17 protein-coding genes and 1 tRNA gene are annotated in these 22,122 nt (G+C 41.1%); 15 read left to right on the plus strand and 3 right to left on the minus strand.

Features of this window, described 5'->3' with window-relative positions:
* The first annotated feature begins 1 nt into the window (after window position 1).
* Window positions 2-928: an aspartate carbamoyltransferase catalytic subunit gene (locus DFQ04_RS13355; RefSeq protein ID WP_133556647.1), complete on the plus strand. Its 927-nt coding sequence runs from the start codon at window positions 2-4 to the stop codon at window positions 926-928.
* 72 nt (window positions 929-1,000) lie between these two features.
* Here the strand turns inward: DFQ04_RS13355 and DFQ04_RS13360 are convergent, their stop codons facing one another.
* Window positions 1,001-1,603 carry an outer membrane beta-barrel protein gene (locus DFQ04_RS13360; RefSeq protein WP_133556650.1) on the minus strand — a complete coding sequence of 201 codons (603 nt, stop codon included), beginning with the start codon at window positions 1,601-1,603 and terminating at the stop codon, window positions 1,001-1,003.
* Between the two features lie 182 nt (window positions 1,604-1,785).
* On the opposite strand from DFQ04_RS13360, the gene DFQ04_RS13365 reads away from it, so the two are divergent.
* The 4 genes from DFQ04_RS13365 to DFQ04_RS13380 all read left to right on the plus strand — a co-directional run bounded on the left by DFQ04_RS13365 (window position 1,786) and on the right by DFQ04_RS13380 (window position 6,289).
* Window positions 1,786-2,505, plus strand: a complete 720-nt coding sequence (locus DFQ04_RS13365; protein WP_133556652.1) for an ABC transporter ATP-binding protein — start codon at window positions 1,786-1,788, stop codon at window positions 2,503-2,505.
* Window positions 2,498-4,126 (plus strand): putative ABC exporter domain-containing protein, encoded by a 1,629-nt coding sequence (locus DFQ04_RS13370; protein WP_133556654.1) that lies wholly within the window; start codon window positions 2,498-2,500, stop codon window positions 4,124-4,126. The genes DFQ04_RS13365 and DFQ04_RS13370 overlap by 8 nt, the downstream gene beginning before the upstream one ends.
* A 132-nt stretch (window positions 4,127-4,258) precedes the next feature.
* Window positions 4,259-5,626 (plus strand): cystathionine beta-synthase, encoded by a 1,368-nt coding sequence (locus DFQ04_RS13375; RefSeq protein ID WP_133556656.1) that lies wholly within the window; start codon window positions 4,259-4,261, stop codon window positions 5,624-5,626.
* A 6-nt stretch (window positions 5,627-5,632) separates the two neighbouring features.
* Entirely contained in the window at window positions 5,633-6,289 is a 657-nt protein-coding gene (locus DFQ04_RS13380; protein WP_133556658.1) for a hypothetical protein, read from the plus strand.
* Here DFQ04_RS13380 and DFQ04_RS13385 read toward each other — a convergent pair.
* Complete coding sequence (locus DFQ04_RS13385) at window positions 6,267-6,995, minus strand: lysophospholipid acyltransferase family protein (RefSeq protein WP_317129603.1); 729 nt, start codon at window positions 6,993-6,995, stop codon at window positions 6,267-6,269. The two genes, DFQ04_RS13380 and DFQ04_RS13385, sit on opposite strands and share 23 nt — an antisense overlap.
* A gap of 317 nt (window positions 6,996-7,312) precedes the next feature.
* Here DFQ04_RS13385 and rpsA point away from each other — a divergent pair, with 317 nt between their 5' ends.
* Window positions 7,313-9,082, plus strand: coding sequence for a 30S ribosomal protein S1 (gene rpsA / locus DFQ04_RS13390; protein WP_133556660.1), 1,770 nt, complete (start codon window positions 7,313-7,315; stop codon window positions 9,080-9,082).
* 277 nt (window positions 9,083-9,359) lie between these two features.
* Here rpsA and DFQ04_RS13395 read toward each other — a convergent pair.
* Window positions 9,360-9,433 (minus strand) — tRNA-Cys (locus tag DFQ04_RS13395).
* Between the two features lie 365 nt (window positions 9,434-9,798).
* On the opposite strand from DFQ04_RS13395, the gene DFQ04_RS13400 reads away from it, so the two are divergent.
* The 9 genes from DFQ04_RS13400 to DFQ04_RS13440 are packed head-to-tail and all read left to right on the plus strand — an operon-like array spanning window position 9,799 to window position 22,117.
* Window positions 9,799-11,061: a c-type cytochrome gene (locus tag DFQ04_RS13400; RefSeq protein ID WP_133556662.1), complete on the plus strand. Its 1,263-nt coding sequence runs from the start codon at window positions 9,799-9,801 to the stop codon at window positions 11,059-11,061.
* A gap of 39 nt (window positions 11,062-11,100) precedes the next feature.
* On the plus strand, window positions 11,101-14,184 hold the full coding sequence (locus DFQ04_RS13405) for a TAT-variant-translocated molybdopterin oxidoreductase (protein ID WP_133556664.1): 3,084 nt from the start codon (window positions 11,101-11,103) through the stop codon (window positions 14,182-14,184).
* Window positions 14,185-14,202: 18 nt separating this feature from the next.
* Complete coding sequence (gene nrfD / locus DFQ04_RS13410) at window positions 14,203-15,567, plus strand: NrfD/PsrC family molybdoenzyme membrane anchor subunit (protein ID WP_133556666.1); 1,365 nt, start codon at window positions 14,203-14,205, stop codon at window positions 15,565-15,567.
* A gap of 2 nt (window positions 15,568-15,569) precedes the next feature.
* Window positions 15,570-16,100 (plus strand): DUF3341 domain-containing protein, encoded by a 531-nt coding sequence (locus tag DFQ04_RS13415; protein ID WP_133556668.1) that lies wholly within the window; start codon window positions 15,570-15,572, stop codon window positions 16,098-16,100.
* A 13-nt stretch (window positions 16,101-16,113) separates the two neighbouring features.
* A complete protein-coding gene (locus DFQ04_RS13420) occupies window positions 16,114-16,806 on the plus strand; it encodes a c-type cytochrome (RefSeq protein WP_133556670.1) in 693 nt (230 codons plus the stop codon).
* A gap of 2 nt (window positions 16,807-16,808) precedes the next feature.
* Entirely contained in the window at window positions 16,809-18,104 is a 1,296-nt protein-coding gene (locus tag DFQ04_RS13425; RefSeq protein ID WP_133556671.1) for a quinol:cytochrome C oxidoreductase, read from the plus strand.
* 24 nt (window positions 18,105-18,128) lie between these two features.
* A complete protein-coding gene (locus DFQ04_RS13430; RefSeq protein ID WP_133556673.1) occupies window positions 18,129-19,166 on the plus strand; it encodes a cytochrome c oxidase subunit II in 1,038 nt (345 codons plus the stop codon).
* A 10-nt stretch (window positions 19,167-19,176) separates the two neighbouring features.
* Window positions 19,177-21,063 carry a cytochrome c oxidase subunit I gene (locus tag DFQ04_RS13435; protein WP_133556674.1) on the plus strand — a complete coding sequence of 629 codons (1,887 nt, stop codon included), beginning with the start codon at window positions 19,177-19,179 and terminating at the stop codon, window positions 21,061-21,063.
* On the plus strand, window positions 21,047-22,117 hold the full coding sequence (locus tag DFQ04_RS13440; protein WP_133556676.1) for a COX15/CtaA family protein: 1,071 nt from the start codon (window positions 21,047-21,049) through the stop codon (window positions 22,115-22,117). Before DFQ04_RS13435 ends, DFQ04_RS13440 begins: the two co-directional genes overlap by 17 nt.
* The last annotated feature ends 5 nt before the right edge of the window (window positions 22,118-22,122 follow it).

Genomic DNA, 22,122 nt, shown 5'->3' on the forward strand with positions numbered 1-22,122 from the left:
TATGTCGCAACTCAGCACCAGACACTTGCTTGGAATTAAGGATGTCACCGAATCCGATATCAGACTTATTCTGGAAACTGCGGCAAATTTTAAAGAGGTCATCAATCGCCCGATCAAGAAAGTACCTTCGCTCAGAGATATCACTATCGCGAATATTTTCTTTGAAAACTCGACCCGAACCCGACTTTCCTTTGAACTAGCTGAAAAAAGACTCAGCGCTGATGTGGTCAATTTCTCATCTTCCAACTCTTCAGTGAAGAAAGGTGAGACCCTCGTCGATACGGTGAATAATATCCTGGCGATGAAAGTGGACATGGTGGTCATGAGACATGCCAGCCCCGGAGCTCCACATTTTCTCTCCAGAAATGTAAAAGCAAACATTGTAAATGCCGGTGATGGAACGCATGAGCATCCTACTCAGGCTTTGCTGGATTCCTTTTCCATGCAGGAAAAACTTGGGGATTTAGCGGGGAAAAAAGTGGCTATCATTGGCGATATTCTCCATTCTAGAGTTGCTCTTTCCAATATTTTCTGCCTTCAAAAGCTAGGGGCTGAGGTTATGGTTTGTGGACCGATTACACTTTTACCGAAGTACATCAGCAGCTTGGGAGTTAAGGTTGAATTAGATGTCAAAAAAGCACTTGAATGGTGTGATGTTGCCAATGTCTTGAGAATTCAATTAGAGCGTCAACAGATCAAGTATTTTCCAAGCCTAAGGGAATATTCCTTGTACTATGGAATCAATAAGAAAATGCTGGATTCTCTTAACAAGGAAATTGTTTTGATGCACCCAGGGCCAATTAACAGAGGGGTTGAATTGAGTTCGGATGCAGCCGATTCTGCCCATTCCATCATTCTGGATCAGGTAGAAAATGGGGTGGCAGTTCGTATGGCTGTTCTTTACCTTTTGGCTGGGGCGAGGAATTGAAATAAATTGATAAAAATAAAAATGGCGGTAGATGAATTTCTGCCGCCATTTTTTATTTCTAAATCCGAGATTTTATTTCCCCCATTTTCCACCACCAATGGTGAAGCCTAGAGTAAATCCAAAATACTGGTTGATAGCCTCTCCAACCACATTTCCATTAGTATCCTGTAAATCGCTAGTAGGTAAGAAATTGTATTCAGCCCCAAGTCTGAATTTTGCCAATTCAATCCCTGCCCTAATCATAGGTGACCAAACGTAATTGGCTGCTAATTCCCCAACTGGCTGATCAGGATCAAAGGTTTCAAAATCAATATTTGCTAATCCATAATACCCAAATCCAGCTCCGATGTAAGGGGCCACTCTGCTATTTCCATTATTGAAATAATAATTAGCAGTAGCCACAATGGAGGTGTTGGCAGAGACTTCTCCATCAAATTCGTCAATTGAGCTGTAGTAGGTAACATCTTTTGCTAAAGCAGCTACCCCAAGACGAAGGCCGACTGCTAGGTTGTCTTTCACCAAAATTTGCGGCTCAAGATTAAAAAGAAATCCTGCTCCTCCATTTTTAGGAATTGCAGCTCCCAGGTCTACACCAAATCGAAAAGCTCCTGCCCTTTGGGCATAAGCACCTTGAATTAAAAGCAAGGCAAACAGTACTCCGAAAATTCTTTTCATAGGTTTTGTTATTATTTATCACTGGAATTATACAAAAAAGATTCCAAGTTGAATGAACTTTGACTTTCTGGAGGAGTTTACTAGAAAACTTTATTCCTCATTTGTCATTAGAATTTAGCTTTGGACTCGATTTGACTAGGAAGACCAAGTTTATTCATTGAATTTTCTGAAAAATATTTTTCATGCTCACTGTTACCAATCTGACCAAGAAATACGGCAAGCAAAATGCCGTTGACGATATTAGTTTTCACCTCGATGGTGGAGAAGTTGTAGGACTTTTGGGCCCTAATGGTGCCGGAAAAAGCACCACTATGAAATGTATTGTGGGCTTACTCCGGAAGACTACCGGTGAAATCACGATTGGGGGATTTGACCATTTGAGCGTGGAGGCAAAGCGATTTTTTAGCTACATTCCAGAGACTCCCTATGTTTATGATTTGTTGACTGTTTGGGAGCATATGCAGTTTGTGGCTCAAGCTTATGGAGTTAAAGATTGGAAAGAAAAGGCAAGCCAATTGATTGAACTCTATGAATTGGAAGATAAAAAATCCAAGCTGGGAAGAGATCTTTCCAAAGGAATGAGACAAAAGGTTTCCATCTGCTGTGCGCTTTTGCCTGATCCTCAGCTTTTATTTTTTGATGAACCTATGATTGGTTTGGATCCAAAAGCCATCAAAAACACTAAACAAGTTTTTAAAAATCTGAAAGAAGCCGGGAAGACAATCCTCGTTTCCACCCATTTGATTGATAGTGTAGAGTCAATAGCCGATCGAATCATGATCATGAAAGATGGGCAGATCATTGGTAACGATAGCATTGAAAACTTGAAGCAACAAGCAGCTGCTGGAGGAGAGGGCTTAAGCTTAGAAGACTTATTCTTAGAGTTGACAAAAGATGAATGAGATCAAGCTTTTGTTAAAAAAGGATCTTTGGATTTTAAAGAATAACCTCTTACTAATCCTAAAGAATCCTCTTCGCCTTTTGCCTTATGGGATATTGGCGGCCTATTTTTTCTTTGTCTATTCCCAAAGAATGAAGAAAAGATCAGCCGAATCACTTTCTGATGTAAATCTGGATGCTGTTCCTGAAGTTGATTTTGGAGTTCAGAATTTGGTTGGGGGAATTACGATTTTGGCTTTGGCTTTTTTGGTTTTTCAGCTCTATCGGGCAACCAAGAAAAATGTCTCTTTTTTCAAAATGGCAGACGTCAATTTGCTATTTACAGCTCCGGTAAAGCCTGAGAATCTACTCCTTTATTATATGGTGAGGTCTTTTATCCCCTCCTTGGGTGGTTCCTTGCTTTTCATAGTTTATGGAGGGAGTCAAATGGCAGATGTACTTGAATTGACCCCTGTAAATACCATTTTTATGATGTTTGGGTTTGCTTTGTTCTTTTTCCTCGTGTTCCCCATTCGATTTTTGATTTATACTCTTCACACCAAATTCGGGATCATGGAATACATCCGTGGAGGAATTATTGGTTTGGGTTTGATTCTGGGTTTGATGATTCTCATTCCAGGATTAGGAGCTGAAAAGTTCTGGCAGGGGATGTTTTCTTGGATAGCCTCACCTTGGTTTGATCTTTTTCCTTTGGTGGGATGGAGTAGGGGAATCATGTCCTTTGCAGTTCACCAAAACTGGGTAATTTCTCTTGGGTTTATTGGTTTGTATGGCTTAACGATTTTCACAGTAATCAAATTGGTAATTCAATATTCCGGGTATTACTATGAAGATGTCTTGGAAGTGACCAAGTCCAATGAGGAAAAGCTGGAAAAAGCCCGAGGGAAAAAGGAAATCGGAGAGGATAATTACAGCATCAATACCAAAAAACAGCTCGCTTTGCCGGATTTTGGGGTAGGAGCGAAAGCTTTTTACTGGAGAAATTATGTGAATAGCAGCAGGCTTGATCTTCACCCTTTGTTCGGGGTTTATTCTTTGGGGATGGCATTGGTAGGAATTGTATTCGCAGGCTTATCCAATTTTGACTGGTTTTCTCACAAAGTATTTTATGGATATCTCTTGATCCTTCTTTCTTTTTATTTCATGGCGGGAATTGGTCGGGCCAATTTGGGAGATTTGAAAAAGCCTTGGTTTATCTTGGTTCCGGCCTCTTGGTCAGCTAAATTCTGGAACACGATCAAATTGGATTTGCTCCAAATACTGATTTTCACTTCTATTCTTATCATTCCTTCAGTTTTCCTTGCCCATATCAGTTTGGGATTGATCCCTCTATTTATTCTAGGAATGATATTTATTTACCTGATCGGTTTTGCCATCAACCTGATTCCTCAAATAGCCCTTGAAGAAAGCTGGGATAGATTTCTGATCAAGCCGGTGATGATAGGAGGGATTTTTCTTTTCGGGATTATTCCTGCTGTGATTAGCAGTATTCTGGTTTTTGCCCTGACCAAGCAGTTTGTTTGGACCTTGTTTACCTTTGTTTTGGGCTCGGCTTTTATTGCGGCAATTTTAATGCATGTTACTTTGGACGTGCTGAAGCGTCTAGAATTTAAAGAAGTATAATTCGGGGTTGAGAAAGGATCTTCTTCCTTCCGATTCAAAAAGTTTCACAAAATAATATTTGGTAATCTTTCCGGGAATATCTGCTGTCCTAGAAAATTCCTCTAATTTTGCCTTATCCAAATATAACGCATCATGATTTACAACTCCATCATCGAAACTATCGGAAACACCCCAATGATCCGGCTGAATAAATTGGCTAAAGGAATCAAAGGAGAGGTTTTAGTAAAGGTAGAATACTTCAATCCGGGTAACTCCATGAAAGATCGAATGGCAATCAAGATGGTGGAGGATGCAGAAAAAGCCGGGATATTGAAGCCAGGGGGAACTATCATTGAAGGGACTTCTGGAAACACCGGGATGGGCTTGGCTTTGGCAGCAGTTGCTAAAGGCTACAAGTGTATTTTTACTATGGCGGACAAGCAGTCTAAAGAGAAGATTGATATTTTGAAAGCCGTGGGAGCGGAAGTGGTGGTTTGTCCAACCAATGTGACCCCGGATGATCCCAGATCTTATTATTCAGTGGCAAGAAAGCTGAATGCAGATATTCCAAACTCTTTTTACCCTAACCAATACGATAACCTTTCCAATGCCTTGGCTCATTATGAGACTACTGGGCCGGAAATTTGGAAGGATACCGAAGGAAAAATCACCCACTATGCGGCTGGAGTAGGTACAGGTGGTTCCATGTGTGGGACTGCTAAATACCTTAAAGAGCAAAATCCAGATGTGGTAACTGTTGGGATTGATACCTATGGTTCTGTTTTCAAAAAATACAAAGAGACTGGGATTTTTGACGAAAAAGAAATTTACCCTTATCTAACCGAAGGGATTGGAGAGGATATTTTGCCTAAAAATGTCGATTTCAGCTTGATTGACCACTTCATCAAAGTAACCGATAAAGATGCTGCAGTAATGACCAGAAGGTTGGCTAGAGAAGAGGGCTTGTTTGTGGGATGGTCTTGTGGATCTGCCGTCCATGGTGCTTTGGAATATGCAAAAGAGAACCTCAAAGAAGGGGATGTGATGGTGATCATTCTTCCTGACCACGGCACCCGTTATTTAGGCAAAGTCTACAACGATGAGTGGATGAGAAACCACGGATTCCTTGAAGACAAAACATACTCCACTGCAAGGGATATTATCTCTCAGCGAAATGGAAATTATCACTTGCTTTCGGTGAAAAAGTCTGATTCAGTTAAGGAGGCAATTGCTTTAATGAATGGTAGAAGCATTTCCCAAATTCCGGTTTTGGATGGTGAGGAAGTAGTAGGAAGCTTGACTGATAATAAGCTTTTATCTAAAATCATCGAAAACCCTCAGCTTAAGGATGCATCAGTAGCTGAAGTGATGGAAGGATCCATGAAGTTTGTGGCTTTGGATTCCACTTTGGATGTACTTTCTTCAATGGTAGAAAAGGAAAAGGCAGTTTTGGTAAGAGATACTTTGGATAATATTCACATAATCACTAAGCATGATATCTTGGAGGCATTTACAAACTAAATGCAAATGACTCAAGAGCAGATTCAAAAACTCTTCCGTTATTTTCCTGAATTCAGTATTCAAGAGGCCTTAAAGAATGGCTGGGAATTGTTCAAAGCCCAGCCTCTTAATACCTCTATTTTTTCTTTACTGATTTTGAGTTTGCAAGGCTTGTCCACCTTTTATTTGGAAGATTTCAGTTTGCTGATCAGTATTTTGATTTCCCCACCATTGACCAGCGGATTGTTTCTCATTGCCAACCGAATCAGTAGGGGAGTTTCAGTGGAGTTCTCGGATTATTTCGAAGGATTTTCCTACTGGGGAGTGGTGATTGTGACTTCGCTGGTTTCTGGAATTTTGACTTTCTTCGGGATTTTGGCCTTGATTATTCCCGGGATTTATTTGGCAGTAGCTTTTGCTTTTGGAATTCCATTCGTCTTGTTTTCTGGAATGGATTTTTGGAATTCCCTTGAGCTCAGCAGAAGACTTATCACCCGAAACTGGTGGAAGTTTTTTGGCTTTTTTATCGTACTTCTGCTATTCAATATTTTAGGTTTGCTCTTTTTTTTGATAGGAATTGTGGTGACTATTCCGGTTAGTTATTTCGCCATTTATTCGGTTTTTGAGGAGTTGACGAGTGAGGCTTTAGCAGAGCCAGAGCCTACTCATGAGTCAGAATCATAGCCTCTAGGCGATTTCTGCATTTTTCAGCAAAATCATTTATTGCAGTTTCTGACTGGGTCGGTGGATTTAAAGGTTCAGAGAAATAAATTCTGATTTTTCCTGGGGAAAGAAGAATTGATCCTCTTTTCATAATTCGGTCAGCACCGATTACAGCAATCGGAAGAATGGGAATTTCGGTTTCCACAGCTAGACGAAAAGCCCCTTTCTGGAAAGGTAACAAAACTGCAGAAGTATCATTTCTTGTCCCCTCGGGAGCGACTACTACAGATTTCCCTCTGGAAAGAATACTGATCAGTTTACCAACGCTTGCTCTTCTTGATTCTACTGAGGATCGGTCTACCCAAATAGCGAATTTCCCGACTACCCAGCCAAAGAAGGGGATTCTGGAAAGTTCTTTTTTCCCCAAGGCCCGAAGCTCCTGGGGAATTGCTATTGGGATCAGGGGAGCGTCAATAAAAGAGCGGTGGTTGAAAATATAGATGTAGGTTTTGCTGCGATCTAAATGCTCCAAACCGTGAATTTCGTAGCGAATCCCAGAGAGAAAAGACCAAATTCCAGCCCAAGCTCGGATAAAAAAGAAAGAGATTTTGTCGGCCTTTTCGCTGATTAAAATCGGGATGACTATGAGTAATCCAAAAATCAGCATCAATAGGATAAATAGGAGCCCTGAATAAATGGTGTAAATCCATTGAAAGAACTTGATCATAAGGAGATTTAGCTATATTTGGGTTCGTAATTAACCTTTAACTCTTTGCTTGCAGGTCCCGCTTTTGCGGGACTTTTTTTGTTTGGCAAGTCAATTTTAAATGGAAACCCACATATTTCCAATTTGGCAACCATTTCCCAAGTTTCTTCGATCAGGAATTTTCTAGGCTATTTTCCAGAAATAGAAGAAAATCAATACCTTTGCAGTCCGTTCGGGTGAGCGGGGTGTTTTGGAAGTCCAAAACATTGATTACTAACCTAAAACCTCTGATCTCATGACTCTAGGATCTGCTGGCTTATCAGAGTCATTATTTATTTATGTCTAGTTCAAAAGAATTTAACTGGGAAAACTTCGAAGTGAAAGGCTTTGGAGAAGGCTATTCCAAAGAGCAAAGAGCTCAAATGGAAGCCATGTATGCTGGCACTTTGAATGAAATCACTGAGAAAGAAGTGATCAAAGGAGTGGTAGTAGGTGTCAACGATAAGGATGTGATCATCAACATCGGATTCAAATCTGATGGCTTGGTGCCAGTTTCCGAATTCCGTGACCTTGCCAGCGTAAAGCCGGGCGACGAGGTGGAAGTATTCATCGAGGAGCAGGAAAATGCTTTGGGTCAGTTGATCCTTTCCCGTAAGAAAGCCAAAATCGTAAGAGCTTGGCAAGACATCGAGAGCGCTTTGGAAAACGACAGCGTAATCGAAGGTCTAGTAAAGAGAAGAACCAAAGGTGGTTTGATCGTAGATATCTACGGTGTAGAAGCCTTCTTGCCAGGTTCTCAAATCGACGTGAAGCCTATCAGAGATTTCGATATCTATGTAGGTAAGAAGATGGAAGTGAAAGTGGTGAAAATCAACCACGCTAACGATAACGTAGTCGTTTCTCACAAAGTGTTGATCGAGAAAGATCTCGAAAAGCAAAAAGCAGAAATCCTAAACAACCTAGAAAAAGGTCAGGTTTTGGAAGGTGTGATCAAGAACATGACCAACTTCGGTGTATTCATCGACTTGGGTGGTGTAGATGGTCTACTTCACATTACCGATATTTCTTGGGGCAGAATCAATCATCCGGAAGAAGTATTGCAGCTTGATCAGAAAGTTCAGATTGTTGTCCTTGATTTCGATGATGACAAGAAGAGAATTTCTTTAGGTATGAAGCAGTTGACTTCTCATCCTTGGGATTCTTTGGCTGCAAGCCTAGAAGTAGGATCTAGAGTACAGGGTAAGATTGTAAACGTAGCTGACTACGGTGCATTCTTAGAATTGGCTCCAGGTGTAGAAGGTTTGATCCACGTATCTGAAATGAGCTGGTCTCAGCATTTGAGAAACCCTGCTGACTTCGTTAAAGTAGGTGACGAAATCGAAGCAGTAGTGTTGACTTTGGACAAGGACGAGAGAAAAATGTCTTTGGGCATCAAGCAACTGACTGAAGATCCTTGGACTAAGGATGATATGGCTACCAAATATGCTGTAGGCACTAAGCACAAAGGAGTAGTAAGAAACTTGACCAACTTCGGTCTTTTCCTTGAATTGGAAGAGGGTATCGACGGTTTGGTTCACGTATCTGACCTTTCTTGGACTAAGAAAATCAAGCATCCATCTGAATTCGTAAAAGTTGGAGACGAGCTAGAAGTAGCTGTTTTGGAACTTGACGTTGAAAACAGAAGACTTGCTCTTGGTCATAAGCAGTTGGAAGAGAATCCTTGGGATACTTTCGAAACTGTATTCCCTGCGGGATCTGTACATAAGTGTACTGTAGTTTCCAAAAACGACAAAGGAGCTGTTCTTGAGCTTCCTTACGGATTGGAAGGATTCGCTACTGTGAAGAACCTTGAAAAAGAAGACGGTTCTCAGGTTGAAGTTGGTGAAGCTTTGGATTTCAAAGTGACTGAATTCTCCAAGGATGATAAGAGAATTGTACTTTCTCATACTGCTACTTTCAAAGAAGAAGCAAAAGCTGCTAAGAAAGCTGCCACTGGTAAGAAGAAAAGCGATGAAGCGGTAGAAATGCCTGCTCAAGCTGAAAAGTCTACCCTTGGCGATATCGATGCACTTGCTGAATTGAAAGAGAAGATGGAAGGCAAAAAATAAGTCTTGAGACATTAGACTTAAGACCTAATACTAAGAAACGCCGGCTGAAAAGTCGGCGTTTTTTTTTATGCTTTATTTAGGGGAAGGAAGGAGTATTACAGTTGGATTTGCATTTGAAAGGGATTATTATGAAAAAAGCACCCCGTTTTAGGATGCTTTTCACTGGAGGTCGCGAGCGGACCTGCCTGTCGTCAGACAGGTTCTAACTGCTGTACAAGGTTTTGATTTTGGAAAGGAGTTAAATAGAAAAAGCACCCATTTTTAGGATGCTTTTCACTGGAGGTCGCGAGCGGATTCGAACCGCTGTACAAGGTTTTGCAGACCTCTGCCTAGCCACTCGGCCACGCGACCATGATTTTCGGAATGCAAATCTAGGATTATTCTTTGCGACTCCAAATAGGCACTCTGGAAAAATAAATCAGGTCTTGGACATTTTTTAGAGGCAAACCCTAATTTTTAAACTATTTGTCTTTTGAAATACTGATTATCAGGCCTGTACGAAAATGACGCAAAAAATACATTATTTATAATGGTTCTAAATTAATTTTCACTCAAAATTATATTTATAATCAACTGAAAATCAATGAAATATTAGCTCAAATATTGACTATTAGGAATATTTTGGTGTCGTATACGCATATTTGAAAAATTGGGTTCGGATAGTACCTTTGCAGGGGTTAAAAGAGAACCTTTAAAACTATTTAATTAGCTATAATATGTTATCCAAACGCTCGTTAGTAGGGATTCGATTGAATTTCCAGACACTGGCAGTGCTGTTTTTCATGCTGATTGGAGTTTCGGCTTACGCTGTGGATCCGGCTGTGGCAAACAGTGATGAGGCTATCTCAGCAGGTAAGACCGTCTTCAACGCGAACTGTAAGCAGTGCCATAAGTTGGATCAAAAAAGTGTGGGACCGGCTCTTAGAGGCATCTCAGACCGCAGACCAATTGAGTGGGCAAAAAGCTTTATCAAAAACTCCCAGGCAGTAATTGCCTCTGGAGATGCGTATGCTACTGCTCTTTACAAAGAGTACAACAACACCGTCATGCCATCCCATGAGTTTTTGACCGATGATGATCTTGGTAATTTGTTAGCCTACATCGAGTATGGAGACAAAGTGGATCCGAATGCTGCCGTAGCAGGTGCTGAAGGCGCTGCCACTGGTACAGGTGCTGGAGGTGGAATTCCTACTGAGTACCTGACTGTAATTCTTGGCGTATTGGTATTGGTTTTATTGTTGATTTTGGTGGTTTTGGGATTGATTATCTCAGTTTTGACCAAGTACCTCAATAAGCAGCCGCTTGCTGAAGATGACCAAGAATTTATCAGTCAGAAGACAGATATCGGTAAAATCTTCAAGTCCGACGCTTTTATTATAGTAGTTACTGCTCTTGTTGTAGCGTTAGTTGCTAAGACAGCTCTTGACGGACTATATTCAGTTGGTGTGCAGCAAGGTTATGCTCCTGCTCAGCCAATTGCCTTTTCACATGCTTTGCACGCTGGACAGTATGAAATTGCTTGTCAGTATTGTCATACAGGAGTAGAAATTGGTAAGTCTGCCAATATTCCTTCACCAAATATTTGTATGAACTGCCACATGCACATTCAAAATGTGGGTGGTAAAGAAGGAATCTCTCCAGAAATCCAAAAGATTTACGATGCAGTAGATAATAATCAGCCTATTGAATGGGTGAGAGTTCATAACCTTCCAGATTTGGCTTATTTCAATCACTCTCAGCACGTAGCTGTTGGTGGTATTGAATGTCAGACTTGTCACGGTCCAATTCAAGAAATGGAAGTGGTAGCTCAGCACAGCTCATTAACCATGGGTTGGTGTATTGATTGCCACAGACAGACTGAAATTGCTGCAGAAGGCAATGCCTATTATGATAAGTTGGTGCAATTGCACTCTGATTCCAAAGATGCGCTTAAAGTAAAAGACATCGGTGGTCTAGAGTGTGCCAAGTGTCATTATTAATTCCTTATCCTTTTTGCTAATTCATTCCTAGAAATAAAAATGAAGGAAAATAAAAAAACCTACTGGAAAGGGCTCGAGCAACTCAGCAACGATCCGGAGTTTGTAAAGCATGCCGACAGGGAGTTTCCTGAACTTCCTAGCAATCTTTCAGAAGAAGGCAATGCTTCAAGAAGAGATTTTCTCAAACTGATGGGTTTCAGCTTAGCAGCAGCTTCTTTGGCTGCTTGTGAGACTCCTGTGAGAAAGGCTATTCCTTATGTGAACAAGCCGGTTGATATCAACCCTTCTATTCCAAATTATTACGCTTCAACTTTTGCCTCAGGTGGTGATTATGCTGCTGTTGTGGTAAAAACTAGAGAAGGTCGTCCAATCAAAATTGATGGTAACGAGCTTTCTCCTATTAATAAAGGTAAAGTAAATGCCATCGTGGAGGCATCGGTTCTTTCTCTGTACGATAAGCAGAGATTGGCTGGTCCTATGATTGCTGGCGAAAAATCTGACTGGAAAACAGTAGACGAGCAGGTTAAATCTAAATTAGCTTCTGCTGGTACTGTAAAGGTGGTCACTAATACTATCCTTTCTCCATCTACAGAAAAGGCTATCCAGGAAATGGGAGCTGCCTTCGGTGGTGTAGAGGTAATTACTTACGATCCAATTTCAAATTATGGAATTGTAAAGGCTAATGAAACCTATTATGGTCAAGGGGTAATTCCTTCTTATCATTTCGATAAGGCTAAGACCATCGTTTCATTTGGTGCAGACTTTTTGGGAACATGGATTTCTCCAATTGAATTTGCTGGTGCTTACGCTAAGACCAGAAAAATCTCCAAGGAGAAGCCTGAGATGTCTCGTCATTACCAGTTTGAGTCAAATATGTCCATGACTGGTGCCAATGCAGACTACAGAACTCCAATCAAAGCTTCTCAAAGCGGTTTGGCTGTTCTTGCTTTGTATAATGCAATTGCATCCAAGGCAGGTGCTGCTACAGTTTCTGCTCCAAAAGTAGAAATCGCTAATATCGATAAGGCTGCTAATGATCTTTGGGCAGCTAAAGGTGCATCTCTAGTAGTTTCTGGCTCTAATGATCCTAATGTTCAGGTTGTAATCAATGCAATCAATGAACTTCTAGGTAACAATGGTTCTACCATCGATTTCACTACTCCTGTTCATTTCAGAAAAGGAAATGACGCGAGAATGAATCAATTCATCGGAGAACTTAAAGGTGGACAAGTTGGAGCAGTTATTTTCTATAACTGTAATCCAGTTTACGATCACCCAAGAGGAGCTGAAGTTGCTGAAGGAATTGCAAAAGCTAAAGTAAGTGTTGCTACAAACGGAACTATGGATGAGACTTCTTCCTTGGTTCAAATTGTAGCTCCAGATCATCATTTCTTGGAATCTTGGAATGACTTCGAACCTAAGTTCGGTCATTATTCGCTTTCCCAGCCTACCATTTCTCCATTGTTTGACACCCGTCAGGCTCAGGATTCATTCTTGACTTGGGGAGGTTCTTCTTCAAACTATTATGATTTCTTGAGAATGAACTGGGAATCTTCTGTATTCACTCAGGTTGAAACTGGTGGTGAATTCCAGGAGTTCTGGGACAAGGCTCTTTATAATGGTGTAATTTCTGCCAATAAAATCACTGCTGCTTTAGCTCCGGTTGGAGATGTTTCAGCTGCAGCTTCTGAAGTTGCAAAGGCTTACAAAGCTGACAATGCCGGTGCAGAATTGGTTATCTATACTAAAGTCGGAATCGGTAATGGTACTTTTGCCAACAACCCTTGGCTTCAGGAAATGCCAGATCCAATCACCAAAGCGACTTGGGATAACTATTTGACTGTTTCCCAAAGCTGGGCAGTTGAGAATGGAGTTACTATGGTAGAAGAAAATACCAGAAAGGCTCAAATTACTGTAAATGGCAAGTCTTTGATCGTTCCTATTCTTGTTCAACCAGGACAGGCAAAAGGAACCTTTGGTCTTGCACTTGGATATGGTAGAACCAAAGCAGGTAGAGTTGCAGATGGAGTAGGGGTTAATGCTTATGATCTCCTTGAAGCTTCTAAAGGCTTTGTCAATTTTGATATTACTTCCGGTGTAGAGATCGCAGTAACTGCGGATACTTATAAAATCGCTCGTACTCAGACTCACCAGACTTTCATGGGACGTGAAAACGTAATCCAGGAAGCGACTTTAGCAGATTATAAGCAAGATGCTTCTGCTGGAAGATACAAGCCTGAAATCTACAAGGACGGTGAGTTTGTAAAGCCTTCTAAAATTTCACTTTGGAAAGGTCATCAATATAGCCAGCACCACTGGGGTCTAGCAATCGACATGAACTCATGTATTGGTTGCGGAGCTTGTACGGTAGCTTGTCAAGTTGAAAATAACGTAGCCGTAGTAGGTAAGCAAGAAGTTCTCAATAGAAGAGAAATGGCTTGGATCCGAATTGACCGTTACTATTCTTCTGATGCTGCAGCTGATGATTTGACAGGTTTGGAAATGGCTTCTGAAAATCCTGAAGTTACCTTCCAGCCGATGATGTGTCAGCAGTGTAACAATGCACCTTGCGAAACGGTGTGTCCAGTAGCTGCTACTACTCACTCTTCTGAAGGTCTTAACCAAATGACTTACAACAGATGTATCGGTACTAGATATTGTGCCAACAACTGTCCATATAAAGTACGTCGATTCAACTGGTTTAAGTACCATGACAACAAGGACTTCGCAGGAGTTAACATTGCTCAGAACGATGATTTGGGTAAGATGGTATTGAATCCTGATGTGACTGTCCGAGTAAGAGGGGTAATGGAAAAATGCTCCATGTGCGTGCAGCGAATTCAGGCTGGTAAGCTTACCGCTAAGCGTGAAAAGAGAAAGGTTCAGGATGGAGAAATCAATGTGGCTTGTGCCGTGGCTTGTCCTACTGATGCTTTGGTATTCGGAGATATGAATGATCCAAACAGCAAAGTTTCTCAGTTGCTCAAAATTGAAGAGAATTCTACTTCAGCTTTGAAAGAGGTAGCCGAGGAAAGAGCTTACCATGTATTGGAAGAGATCAACGTTAGCCCTAACGTTTGGTACTTTACCAAAATCAGAAATAAAGAGAAAAACGAAGCGTAATCATAATTTAATTAAACTATGCAGGTTACTTCATCCGTACGCCAACCGTTAGTTACTGGAGGTAAAACCTACCATGACGTGACACATGACATTTCACGTCAGGTAGAAGGAAAGCCTTCCTTGCTTTGGTTCCTGGCTTTTTTAACAGCAGCTGGAGTTTTGGCACTGGGAGCAATTGCTCTGGTAGCTACCCTCTGGGAAGGGATCGGTATGTGGGGTCTAAACAAAACAGTAGGTTGGGCTTGGGATATCACCAACTTCGTGTGGTGGGTTGGTATCGGTCACGCTGGTACGCTTATTTCCGCGGTATTGTTGTTGTTCAGACAAAAGTGGAGAACATCCATTAACAGAGCTGCCGAGGCGATGACCATCTTTGCCGTAATTTGTGCCGCTCAGTTTCCAATCATCCACATGGGTCGTCCATGGTTGGGTGCTTATTGGGCGCTTCCATTACCAAATACTTTCGGTTCTCTTTGGGTTAACTTCAACTCCCCGCTTTTGTGGGACGTATTTGCGATCTCGACTTATTTCTCAGTATCCTTGGTTTTCTGGTACATTGGTTTGATTCCTGATTTTGCTACTATCCGAGATAGAGCAACAGGTTTGAGAAAAACCATTTACGGAGCTCTTTCTTTTGGATGGGATGGAGCAGCTAAAACTTGGATGAGATATGAGTCAGTTTCCTTGATTCTTGCAGGTTTAGCAACACCATTGGTACTTTCAGTTCACACGATCGTATCCTTTGACTTTGCTACTTCTGTAATCCCAGGATGGCACACTACTATCTTCCCTCCATACTTCGTTGCAGGTGCGATTTTCTCCGGATTTGCGATGGTATTGACCTTGATGATCATCACCAGAAAAGTGTTCAAGTTGGAAGATTACATTACCATAGGACACATTGAATTGATGAACATTGTAATCATCATTACCGGTTCTATCGTAGGTATCGCATATATCACAGAATTCTTCATCGCATGGTATTCTGGTGTCGAAGCTGAGCAATATGCCTTTATCAACCGTGCTACTGGACCTTACTGGTGGGCTTACTGGTCAATGATGACTTGTAACGTAATTTCTCCTCAGCTATTCTGGTTCAAGAAAATTAGAACTTCTATTGTTGCTACCTTCTTACTTTCATTAGTAGTAAACATCGGAATGTGGTTTGAAAGATTTGTAATTATTGTAACCTCTCTTCACAGAGATTACTTGCCTTCTTCTTGGGCAATGTTCTACCCAACTTGGGCTGATGTAGGAGTTTACTTGTTCACTTTCGGCTTGTTCTTTTCCTTGTTCTTCCTTTTTGCGAAGTTCTTCCCGGTGATCAACATGGCTGAAGTAAAATCTGTATTGAAGTCTTCATCTGAAAAAGTGGTAAAATAATCATGGAAAAAGACACTCATTTTATTCTTGGAGTTTACGACGATGAGGACGTATTGCTCCATGCAGTGGAGAAAGTAAGAGGTAGTGGAGTAAAAATTCACGAAGTATATTCTCCGTATCCAGTTCATGGATTAGAGCATGTTTTGGGATATAAAAGATCCAGGCTTCCTATTGCGGCATTCCTTTTCGGATTGTTGGGAACAAGTTTGGCTTTGACCATGCAGTTTTACATGATGCGCTTTGACTGGCCGATGATTATCGGTGGTAAAGACTACGCTGCATTCCCGGACTTTATTCCGGTTTCCTTTGAGATGACCGTTCTTCTTGCTGCATTTGGAATGGTTGGAGTTTTTATGGTGAGCTCAAATCTTAAGCCTTGGGCTCAGCCTAGAATCTTCGACTTGAGAAGCACAGATGACAAGCACATCATGGCAATTGACATTGCTAATAACAGTGCGATGGATGTTGAGAAAATCAAGGAAATCCTTGCTTCCTCAGGTGCCACAGAAGTGAATAAGAAAAGTTTTGAATAGAAATACCGGATATATGAAAATTGCTAACGCATTAGTATTCGCAGGTTCTACATTAGCCATTTCTCTTTTGGCTGGATGTAAAGCAGGTGGTGATAATCCGGGGCTGGAATATTCCCCCCAGATGTATCATTCGGTTGCTTATGAGCCTTTGACTCAAATTAAAGACGAATCTCAAGGATCTTGGCTTTCTACCAGAGAGGATGGAAAAGGAGAATTTTTCAATTCCAACGTTTACAATCCTCATGGAATGAACATGAGAGAACCGGTAGAAAATACTGTTCCTAGAAATAAAAACGGATACCTTCCTTATAGATTAAAAGCATTTGAACTGGAGCAAGCGGCATTGACTAAAAATCCTGTTCCTTCATCTGATCAAGTTTTGGCTGATGGAGAGCGTCTTTATCTTCAATATTGCAATGCCTGCCACGGAACCAAAGGAATGGGTGATGGTAAAGCAGGTGAAGTTGTAGGTGGTGTGGCCAACCTTACCGGTGGAGCTTACATCAATCTTCCAGAAGGTCATATTTTCCATGTTATCACGAAAGGAAAGGGTAGAATGGGAGCTCATGGTTCTCAAATCCCTGAGGAAAGCAGATGGAAAATCGTTCATTATGTCAAGCAAGTAATCCAAGGTCAAACTGCTGCGGCTGCTCCTGCACCTGCTGCTGAAGCTACTGCGGAATCAACTGAAACCCCAGCTAATTAATCATGGCTCATCACGGCGAACATCATTATAATCTAGAGCAGCGATTTGACTTTACAGCTGCTACCAAAAAGTCGATCATGACTGTTTTGGTAATCGGTGCGATTCTTTTGGGTATTGGTATTGTCCTAGCCATGACTGGTGGACATCATGAAGAAGCTGGAGAAGCTGGTGGACACGCATTCCACTGGTACGAGCGACTTTATGCAAACCTTTGGATCAACAACGTCTTCTTTACCGGTATCGCAATTGTAGGCGTTTTCTTCTTTGCAATTCAGTTTGCAGCGCAGGCAGGTTGGTCTACTCCGCTTTTAAGAGTTATGCTTTCATTTGGTAACTGGCTTCCAATTGCTGGTTTGCTGATGATTGCTACTTTCTTCCTTGCAAATCATGATTTGTTCCACTGGACTCACGCTTATCTTTTTGATCAGAATGATCCTCAGTATGACAAAATCATCGATGGAAAAGGAGCGTTCTTCTATTGGCCAATGGAAAAGGGGACTTTCCCAGTATTCTATATCGCCAGAATGGTTCTTTTCTTTGGATTCTGGGTTCTATTCTTCAATAAATTCAAGAAAATCTCAGATCAGGAAGATCAATTAGGTGGTACTTCCCATTGGTTCAAAATGAGAAGCTGGTCAGCTTACTTCTTGGTATTCTTTGCAGTTTCTTCTTCTATTTCTGCCTGGGACTGGGTGATGTCTATTGACACACACTGGTTCTCTACACTATTCGGTTGGTATGTATTTGCTTCCTGGTTTGTATCCGGTCTTTCAGCAATTACGCTTCTAACAATTTTCCTTAAGGGAAGAGGATATTTGGAAATGGTTAACGAAAACCATGTGCATGACTTAGGTAAGTTCGTTTTCGGATTTTCTATCTTCTGGACTTACTTGTGGTTCTCTCAGTTTCTTTTGATTTACTATGCAAACATTCCTGAGGAATCTGTGTATTTCATCGAAAGATTATCCAGCGATGTTTATGGAGGATTTATTTTTGTTAACCTTGGTCTTAACTTTTTCCTTCCTTTCTTAGTTTTAATGACAAGAGATTCTAAGAGACATGGAGTTTTCCTAAAGTTAGTTTGTACAATCTTGTTGGTTGGTCACTGGGTAGATTTCTTCTTGATGATTCAGCCAGGTACTTTGGGTCACAATGGGGGTATTGGTTTCATGGAAGTAGGTATGTTCTTGGTTTATGGGTCCGCGGTGGCGTTGGTTGTGTTAGGAGGGTTGGCTAAGAAAAACCTGATAGCGAAAAATCATCCAATGCTTGAAGAAAGCTATCATCATCACATTTAATTAATTATCCGAAAAAAATAAGATATGTACGGATTTCTGATTGGAGTTGGGGTTTTACTGTTACTATCCATTATTTGGATGGTTTACAGAATTCAGACCTTGGTGTCTGTAGTCAAAGGCTCAGACAAAAAAATTGCAACAGGCAGTAACAAGGTAAATGCGATTTTATTCGTTATTTTCCTATTGGGTACTGGATTCCTGATGTTCTGGTATTCTATCAAAGAATTTGACAATTACCAGCTTCCGGTTGCTTCTGAGCACGGAGTGGTGACTGACAATCTTTTCTGGGTTACTATGGCAGTAACAGGTATTGTTTTCTTGATTACTCACATTTTGCTATTCATTTTCCCTTACAAGTATCAGTATAGAGAGGATAGAAAGGCAAGCTTCTATCCTGACAACAACAAGCTTGAAGTTATTTGGACAGCAGTTCCTGGTGTTGTTTTGGCGGTATTGGTTCTTACTGGCTGGATGGCTTGGTCTGATATCACTGCCCCTGCACCTGAAAAAGCCCATGTGGTTGAAATTATGGGTTATCAGTTTGCATGGGAAGTAAGATATCCTGGGAAAGACAATGTATTGGGAGATTATGATTATAGATTGATCACTGCTTCCAATTCTCATGGTATTGATTTTACTGATAAAAACTCTTTGGATGACTTCCCTTCTCCAAAAGTAGTTATTCCAAAAGGTGAACCTGTTTTGTTCAAAATCAGAGCTCGTGACGTGTTGCACTCTGTTTTTGCACCTCACATGAGATTAAAAATGGATGCCGTCCCTGGTATGCCAACTCGTTTCTGGTTTGTTCCTACCAAAACAACCGAAGAAATGAGAGCTGAACTGAATGATCCAGAATTTGAATATGAAATCGCTTGTACAGAAATCTGTGGGCGTGGGCACTTCTCAATGAAGAAGGTGATAGAGGTAGTAGAGCCAGAAGCTTATCAAAAGTGGTTGGCAGAGCAGAAATCTTTCATTCAGCAGAATCCTTCCCTAGCGGAAAATTTGCCAGCTGAAACGAAAGAATTGGCAGAAATTCAATTGAGCGAAAGTAAAAAATAAATTATAGGATATGGCTACAGCAACTGTCGCACATCATGAAGCAGCTTCTCACGATCATCACGATCATGAGCATCATGATAATTTTATAACGAAATATATCTTTACCCAGGATCATAAAATGATCGGTAAGCAATTCCTTGTTACTGGTATTTTCTGGGCTATCATCGGTGGTTTTCTTTCCATCCTTTTCCGACTTCAATTAGGTTTTCCTGATATGAATTTGGAATTCCTTCGTCCTCTTTTGGGAGGTTGGATTGATGAGTCTGGAAAATTAGATCCTACTTTCTATCTAGCTTTGGTAACAATGCACGGTACCATCATGGTATTCTTTGTATTGACAGCTGGTTTGAGTGGTACCTTCTCCAATTTCTTGATTCCTCTTCAGATTGGAGCAAGAGATATGGCTTCCGGATTTATGAACATGCTTTCTTACTGGTTCTTTTTCTTGTCCAGTGTGATCATGTTTATCTCTCTTTTCATTAAAACAGGTCCTGCAGGTGGTGGATGGGTTGTATATCCTCCTTTGTCTGCATTGGAGCAAGCTATTCCTGGTTCAGGTTTAGGTATGACCTTGTGGTTAGTAGCAATGACCTTCTTCATCGCATCGTCCTTGCTTGGAGGTATTAACTACATCACCACAGTGATCAACTTGAGAACAAAGGGTATGTCTTTCTCAAGACTTCCATTGACGATCTGGGCGTTTTTCTTGACTGCTGTTATCGGTCTATTATCATTCCCAGTATTGTTTGCAGCAGCTTTGTTGCTAGTATTCGATAGAAGCTTTGGAACTTCTTTCTATCTATCTGATATCTATGTAGCAGGTGAGGCTCTGCCAAATACGGGTGGTAGCGCAGTTTTGTATCAGCACTTGTTCTGGTTCTTAGGACACCCTGAAGTATATATCGTATTGCTTCCAGCATTGGGTATCACTTCTGAAGTAATCGCTACCAACTCTAGAAAGCCAATCTTTGGATATAAGGCAATGATCATTTCCATGTTGGGAATTACCATCCTTTCGTTCATTGTATGGGCTCACCACATGTTCGTATCAGGAATGAACCCATTCTTAGGTTCAATCTTCATGTTCTTGACCTTGATCATTGCGGTACCATCTGCTGTAAAAGTATTTAACTACTTGACTACACTTTGGAGAGGTAACTTGGTGTTTACGCCTGGTATGTTGTTCTCTATTGGTCTAGTTTCCTTCTTTATCTCTGGAGGTTTGACAGGTATTTTCCTCGGAAATTCCGCAATTGATATCCAACTTCATGATACTTACTTCGTAGTGGCTCACTTCCACTTGGTAATGGGCTCTGCTTCTTTCTTCGGTTTGATGGCAGGTGTTTACCATTGGTTCCCTAAGATGTTTGGTAGAATGATGGATGCTAGATTGGGTTATGTCCACTTCTGGTTAACCTTTACTGGTGTATACTTGGTGTTCTTCCCAATGCACTACATCGGTATTGCAGGTTTCCCAAGAAGATATTATTCCTGGACGAACTTTGAGTTCTCCAACATGTACACTGACTTGAACATGTTTGTTTCTGTGGCAGCGATCATCACTTTCGCAGCTCAGTTCATCTTCCTTTTCAACTTCTTCTACAGCATGTACAGAGGAAGAAAAGCAACATTGAATCCATGGAGATCAAATACTTTGGAGTGGACTACGCCTTTGCACCCAGGTCATGGAAACTGGCCAGGAGAAATACCTACCGTGTACAGATGGCCTTATGACTACTCTAAGCCAGGTGCTGCTGAGGACTTCATTCCTCAGACTGTTCCTCTTTCTCAAACCCCTGAATCCAATCTTCCTCATGAGCAAGAATTGGTGAAGATGGAATTGGAAATCATGAAAGATGAGGAGCAGGTTTTGGTAGCTAATGAATCCAAACATTGATAAATCTTTAAACAGCTTCCGCCGAACTTCCTTTGTTACGGTGGTAGCTGTTTATTTCCTGATATTGGTCGGAGGGATTGTCCGAAGTACCGGTTCCGGTATGGGATGTCCCGATTGGCCGAAATGCTTTGGGAGTGTGATCCCACCTACTAGTGTGAATCAGCTCCCATTAGACTATCAGGAGAAATATCTGGCAATCCGCCTGGCTAAAAACGAAAGGTTTGTAGCATTACTTGAAAAGTTGGGCTTCACAGAGACTGCAGAAGCAATAGCCAATGACAAGTCCATTTTGGTAGAGGAGGAGTTTAATGCAGTGAAAACCTGGATTGAATATCTGAATCGCCTTGTTGGAGTTGTAATTGGATTGTTGATAGTTCAAACAGTCTGGAAATCCTTGAAACTACGAAATGTTGATCCTTGGATTTTCATCTACTCTATCATCGCCTTGATTCTTGTTGTTTTCACAGCTTGGATAGGGTCAATTGTAGTTTCGACTAACCTTCTAGCCTGGATGATTACTTTCCATATGCTGTTGGCATTGGGAGTAGTTGCATTTCTATTGCTAGCCAACCATCGGTCTGAGCGTTTGGATCGTCAACATGGGGTGAAAATGGAAGTGCCAAGGAAAGTTCAGACCATTTTGATATTGGGTACGATCCTAATGTTGATTCAGGTGGTTTTGGGAACTCAAGTCCGGGAGCAAATTGATCGAATTTCCTTTTCATTAGGAGGATTGCTTCGAGAAGAATGGGTAGAAAGAGTAGGGGTGAATTTTCTTATTCACAGATCCTTTTCTCTTCTTCTTCTATCTATTCACGGATTGTACTTCTTTTGGGCTTTCAAATTCACGGTTAGAAAGACAAAAGTTAATCTGTGGAGTCAAGTATTAATAGGACTTATCATCCTTGAAATAGCGACAGGTATGTCGATGGCTTACTTCGGTATTCCAGCCTTCCTTCAACCTGTTCATCTTTTGTTGGGGTCCTTGATTTTGGGAGTTGAATTCGTTTTGATTCTCCAGCTTAAAGATCACATTCAGTTTAAGATTAATTAGAAAAT

It is taken from the genome of Algoriphagus boseongensis (genome assembly GCF_004362805.1).
In the GTDB taxonomy this organism is placed as follows: domain Bacteria; phylum Bacteroidota; class Bacteroidia; order Cytophagales; family Cyclobacteriaceae; genus Algoriphagus; species Algoriphagus boseongensis.

What these genes read in the sequence shown, in the direction of transcription:
- DFQ04_RS13355 (WP_133556647.1), top strand. Translation starts at nt 2, where the DNA reads ATGTCGCAACTCAGCACCAGACACTTGCTTGGAATTAAGGATGTCACC.
- DFQ04_RS13360 (WP_133556650.1), bottom strand. Translation starts at nt 1,603, where the DNA reads ATGAAAAGAATTTTCGGAGTACTGTTTGCCTTGCTTTTAATTCAAGGT.
- DFQ04_RS13365 (WP_133556652.1), top strand. Translation starts at nt 1,786, where the DNA reads ATGCTCACTGTTACCAATCTGACCAAGAAATACGGCAAGCAAAATGCC.
- DFQ04_RS13370 (WP_133556654.1), top strand. Translation starts at nt 2,498, where the DNA reads ATGAATGAGATCAAGCTTTTGTTAAAAAAGGATCTTTGGATTTTAAAG.
- DFQ04_RS13375 (WP_133556656.1), top strand. Translation starts at nt 4,259, where the DNA reads ATGATTTACAACTCCATCATCGAAACTATCGGAAACACCCCAATGATC.
- DFQ04_RS13380 (WP_133556658.1), top strand. Translation starts at nt 5,633, where the DNA reads ATGACTCAAGAGCAGATTCAAAAACTCTTCCGTTATTTTCCTGAATTC.
- DFQ04_RS13385 (WP_317129603.1), bottom strand. Translation starts at nt 6,995, where the DNA reads ATGATCAAGTTCTTTCAATGGATTTACACCATTTATTCAGGGCTCCTA.
- rpsA (WP_133556660.1), top strand. Translation starts at nt 7,313, where the DNA reads ATGTCTAGTTCAAAAGAATTTAACTGGGAAAACTTCGAAGTGAAAGGC.
- DFQ04_RS13400 (WP_133556662.1), top strand. Translation starts at nt 9,799, where the DNA reads ATGTTATCCAAACGCTCGTTAGTAGGGATTCGATTGAATTTCCAGACA.
- DFQ04_RS13405 (WP_133556664.1), top strand. Translation starts at nt 11,101, where the DNA reads ATGAAGGAAAATAAAAAAACCTACTGGAAAGGGCTCGAGCAACTCAGC.
- nrfD (WP_133556666.1), top strand. Translation starts at nt 14,203, where the DNA reads ATGCAGGTTACTTCATCCGTACGCCAACCGTTAGTTACTGGAGGTAAA.
- DFQ04_RS13415 (WP_133556668.1), top strand. Translation starts at nt 15,570, where the DNA reads ATGGAAAAAGACACTCATTTTATTCTTGGAGTTTACGACGATGAGGAC.
- DFQ04_RS13420 (WP_133556670.1), top strand. Translation starts at nt 16,114, where the DNA reads ATGAAAATTGCTAACGCATTAGTATTCGCAGGTTCTACATTAGCCATT.
- DFQ04_RS13425 (WP_133556671.1), top strand. Translation starts at nt 16,809, where the DNA reads ATGGCTCATCACGGCGAACATCATTATAATCTAGAGCAGCGATTTGAC.
- DFQ04_RS13430 (WP_133556673.1), top strand. Translation starts at nt 18,129, where the DNA reads ATGTACGGATTTCTGATTGGAGTTGGGGTTTTACTGTTACTATCCATT.
- DFQ04_RS13435 (WP_133556674.1), top strand. Translation starts at nt 19,177, where the DNA reads ATGGCTACAGCAACTGTCGCACATCATGAAGCAGCTTCTCACGATCAT.
- DFQ04_RS13440 (WP_133556676.1), top strand. Translation starts at nt 21,047, where the DNA reads ATGAATCCAAACATTGATAAATCTTTAAACAGCTTCCGCCGAACTTCC.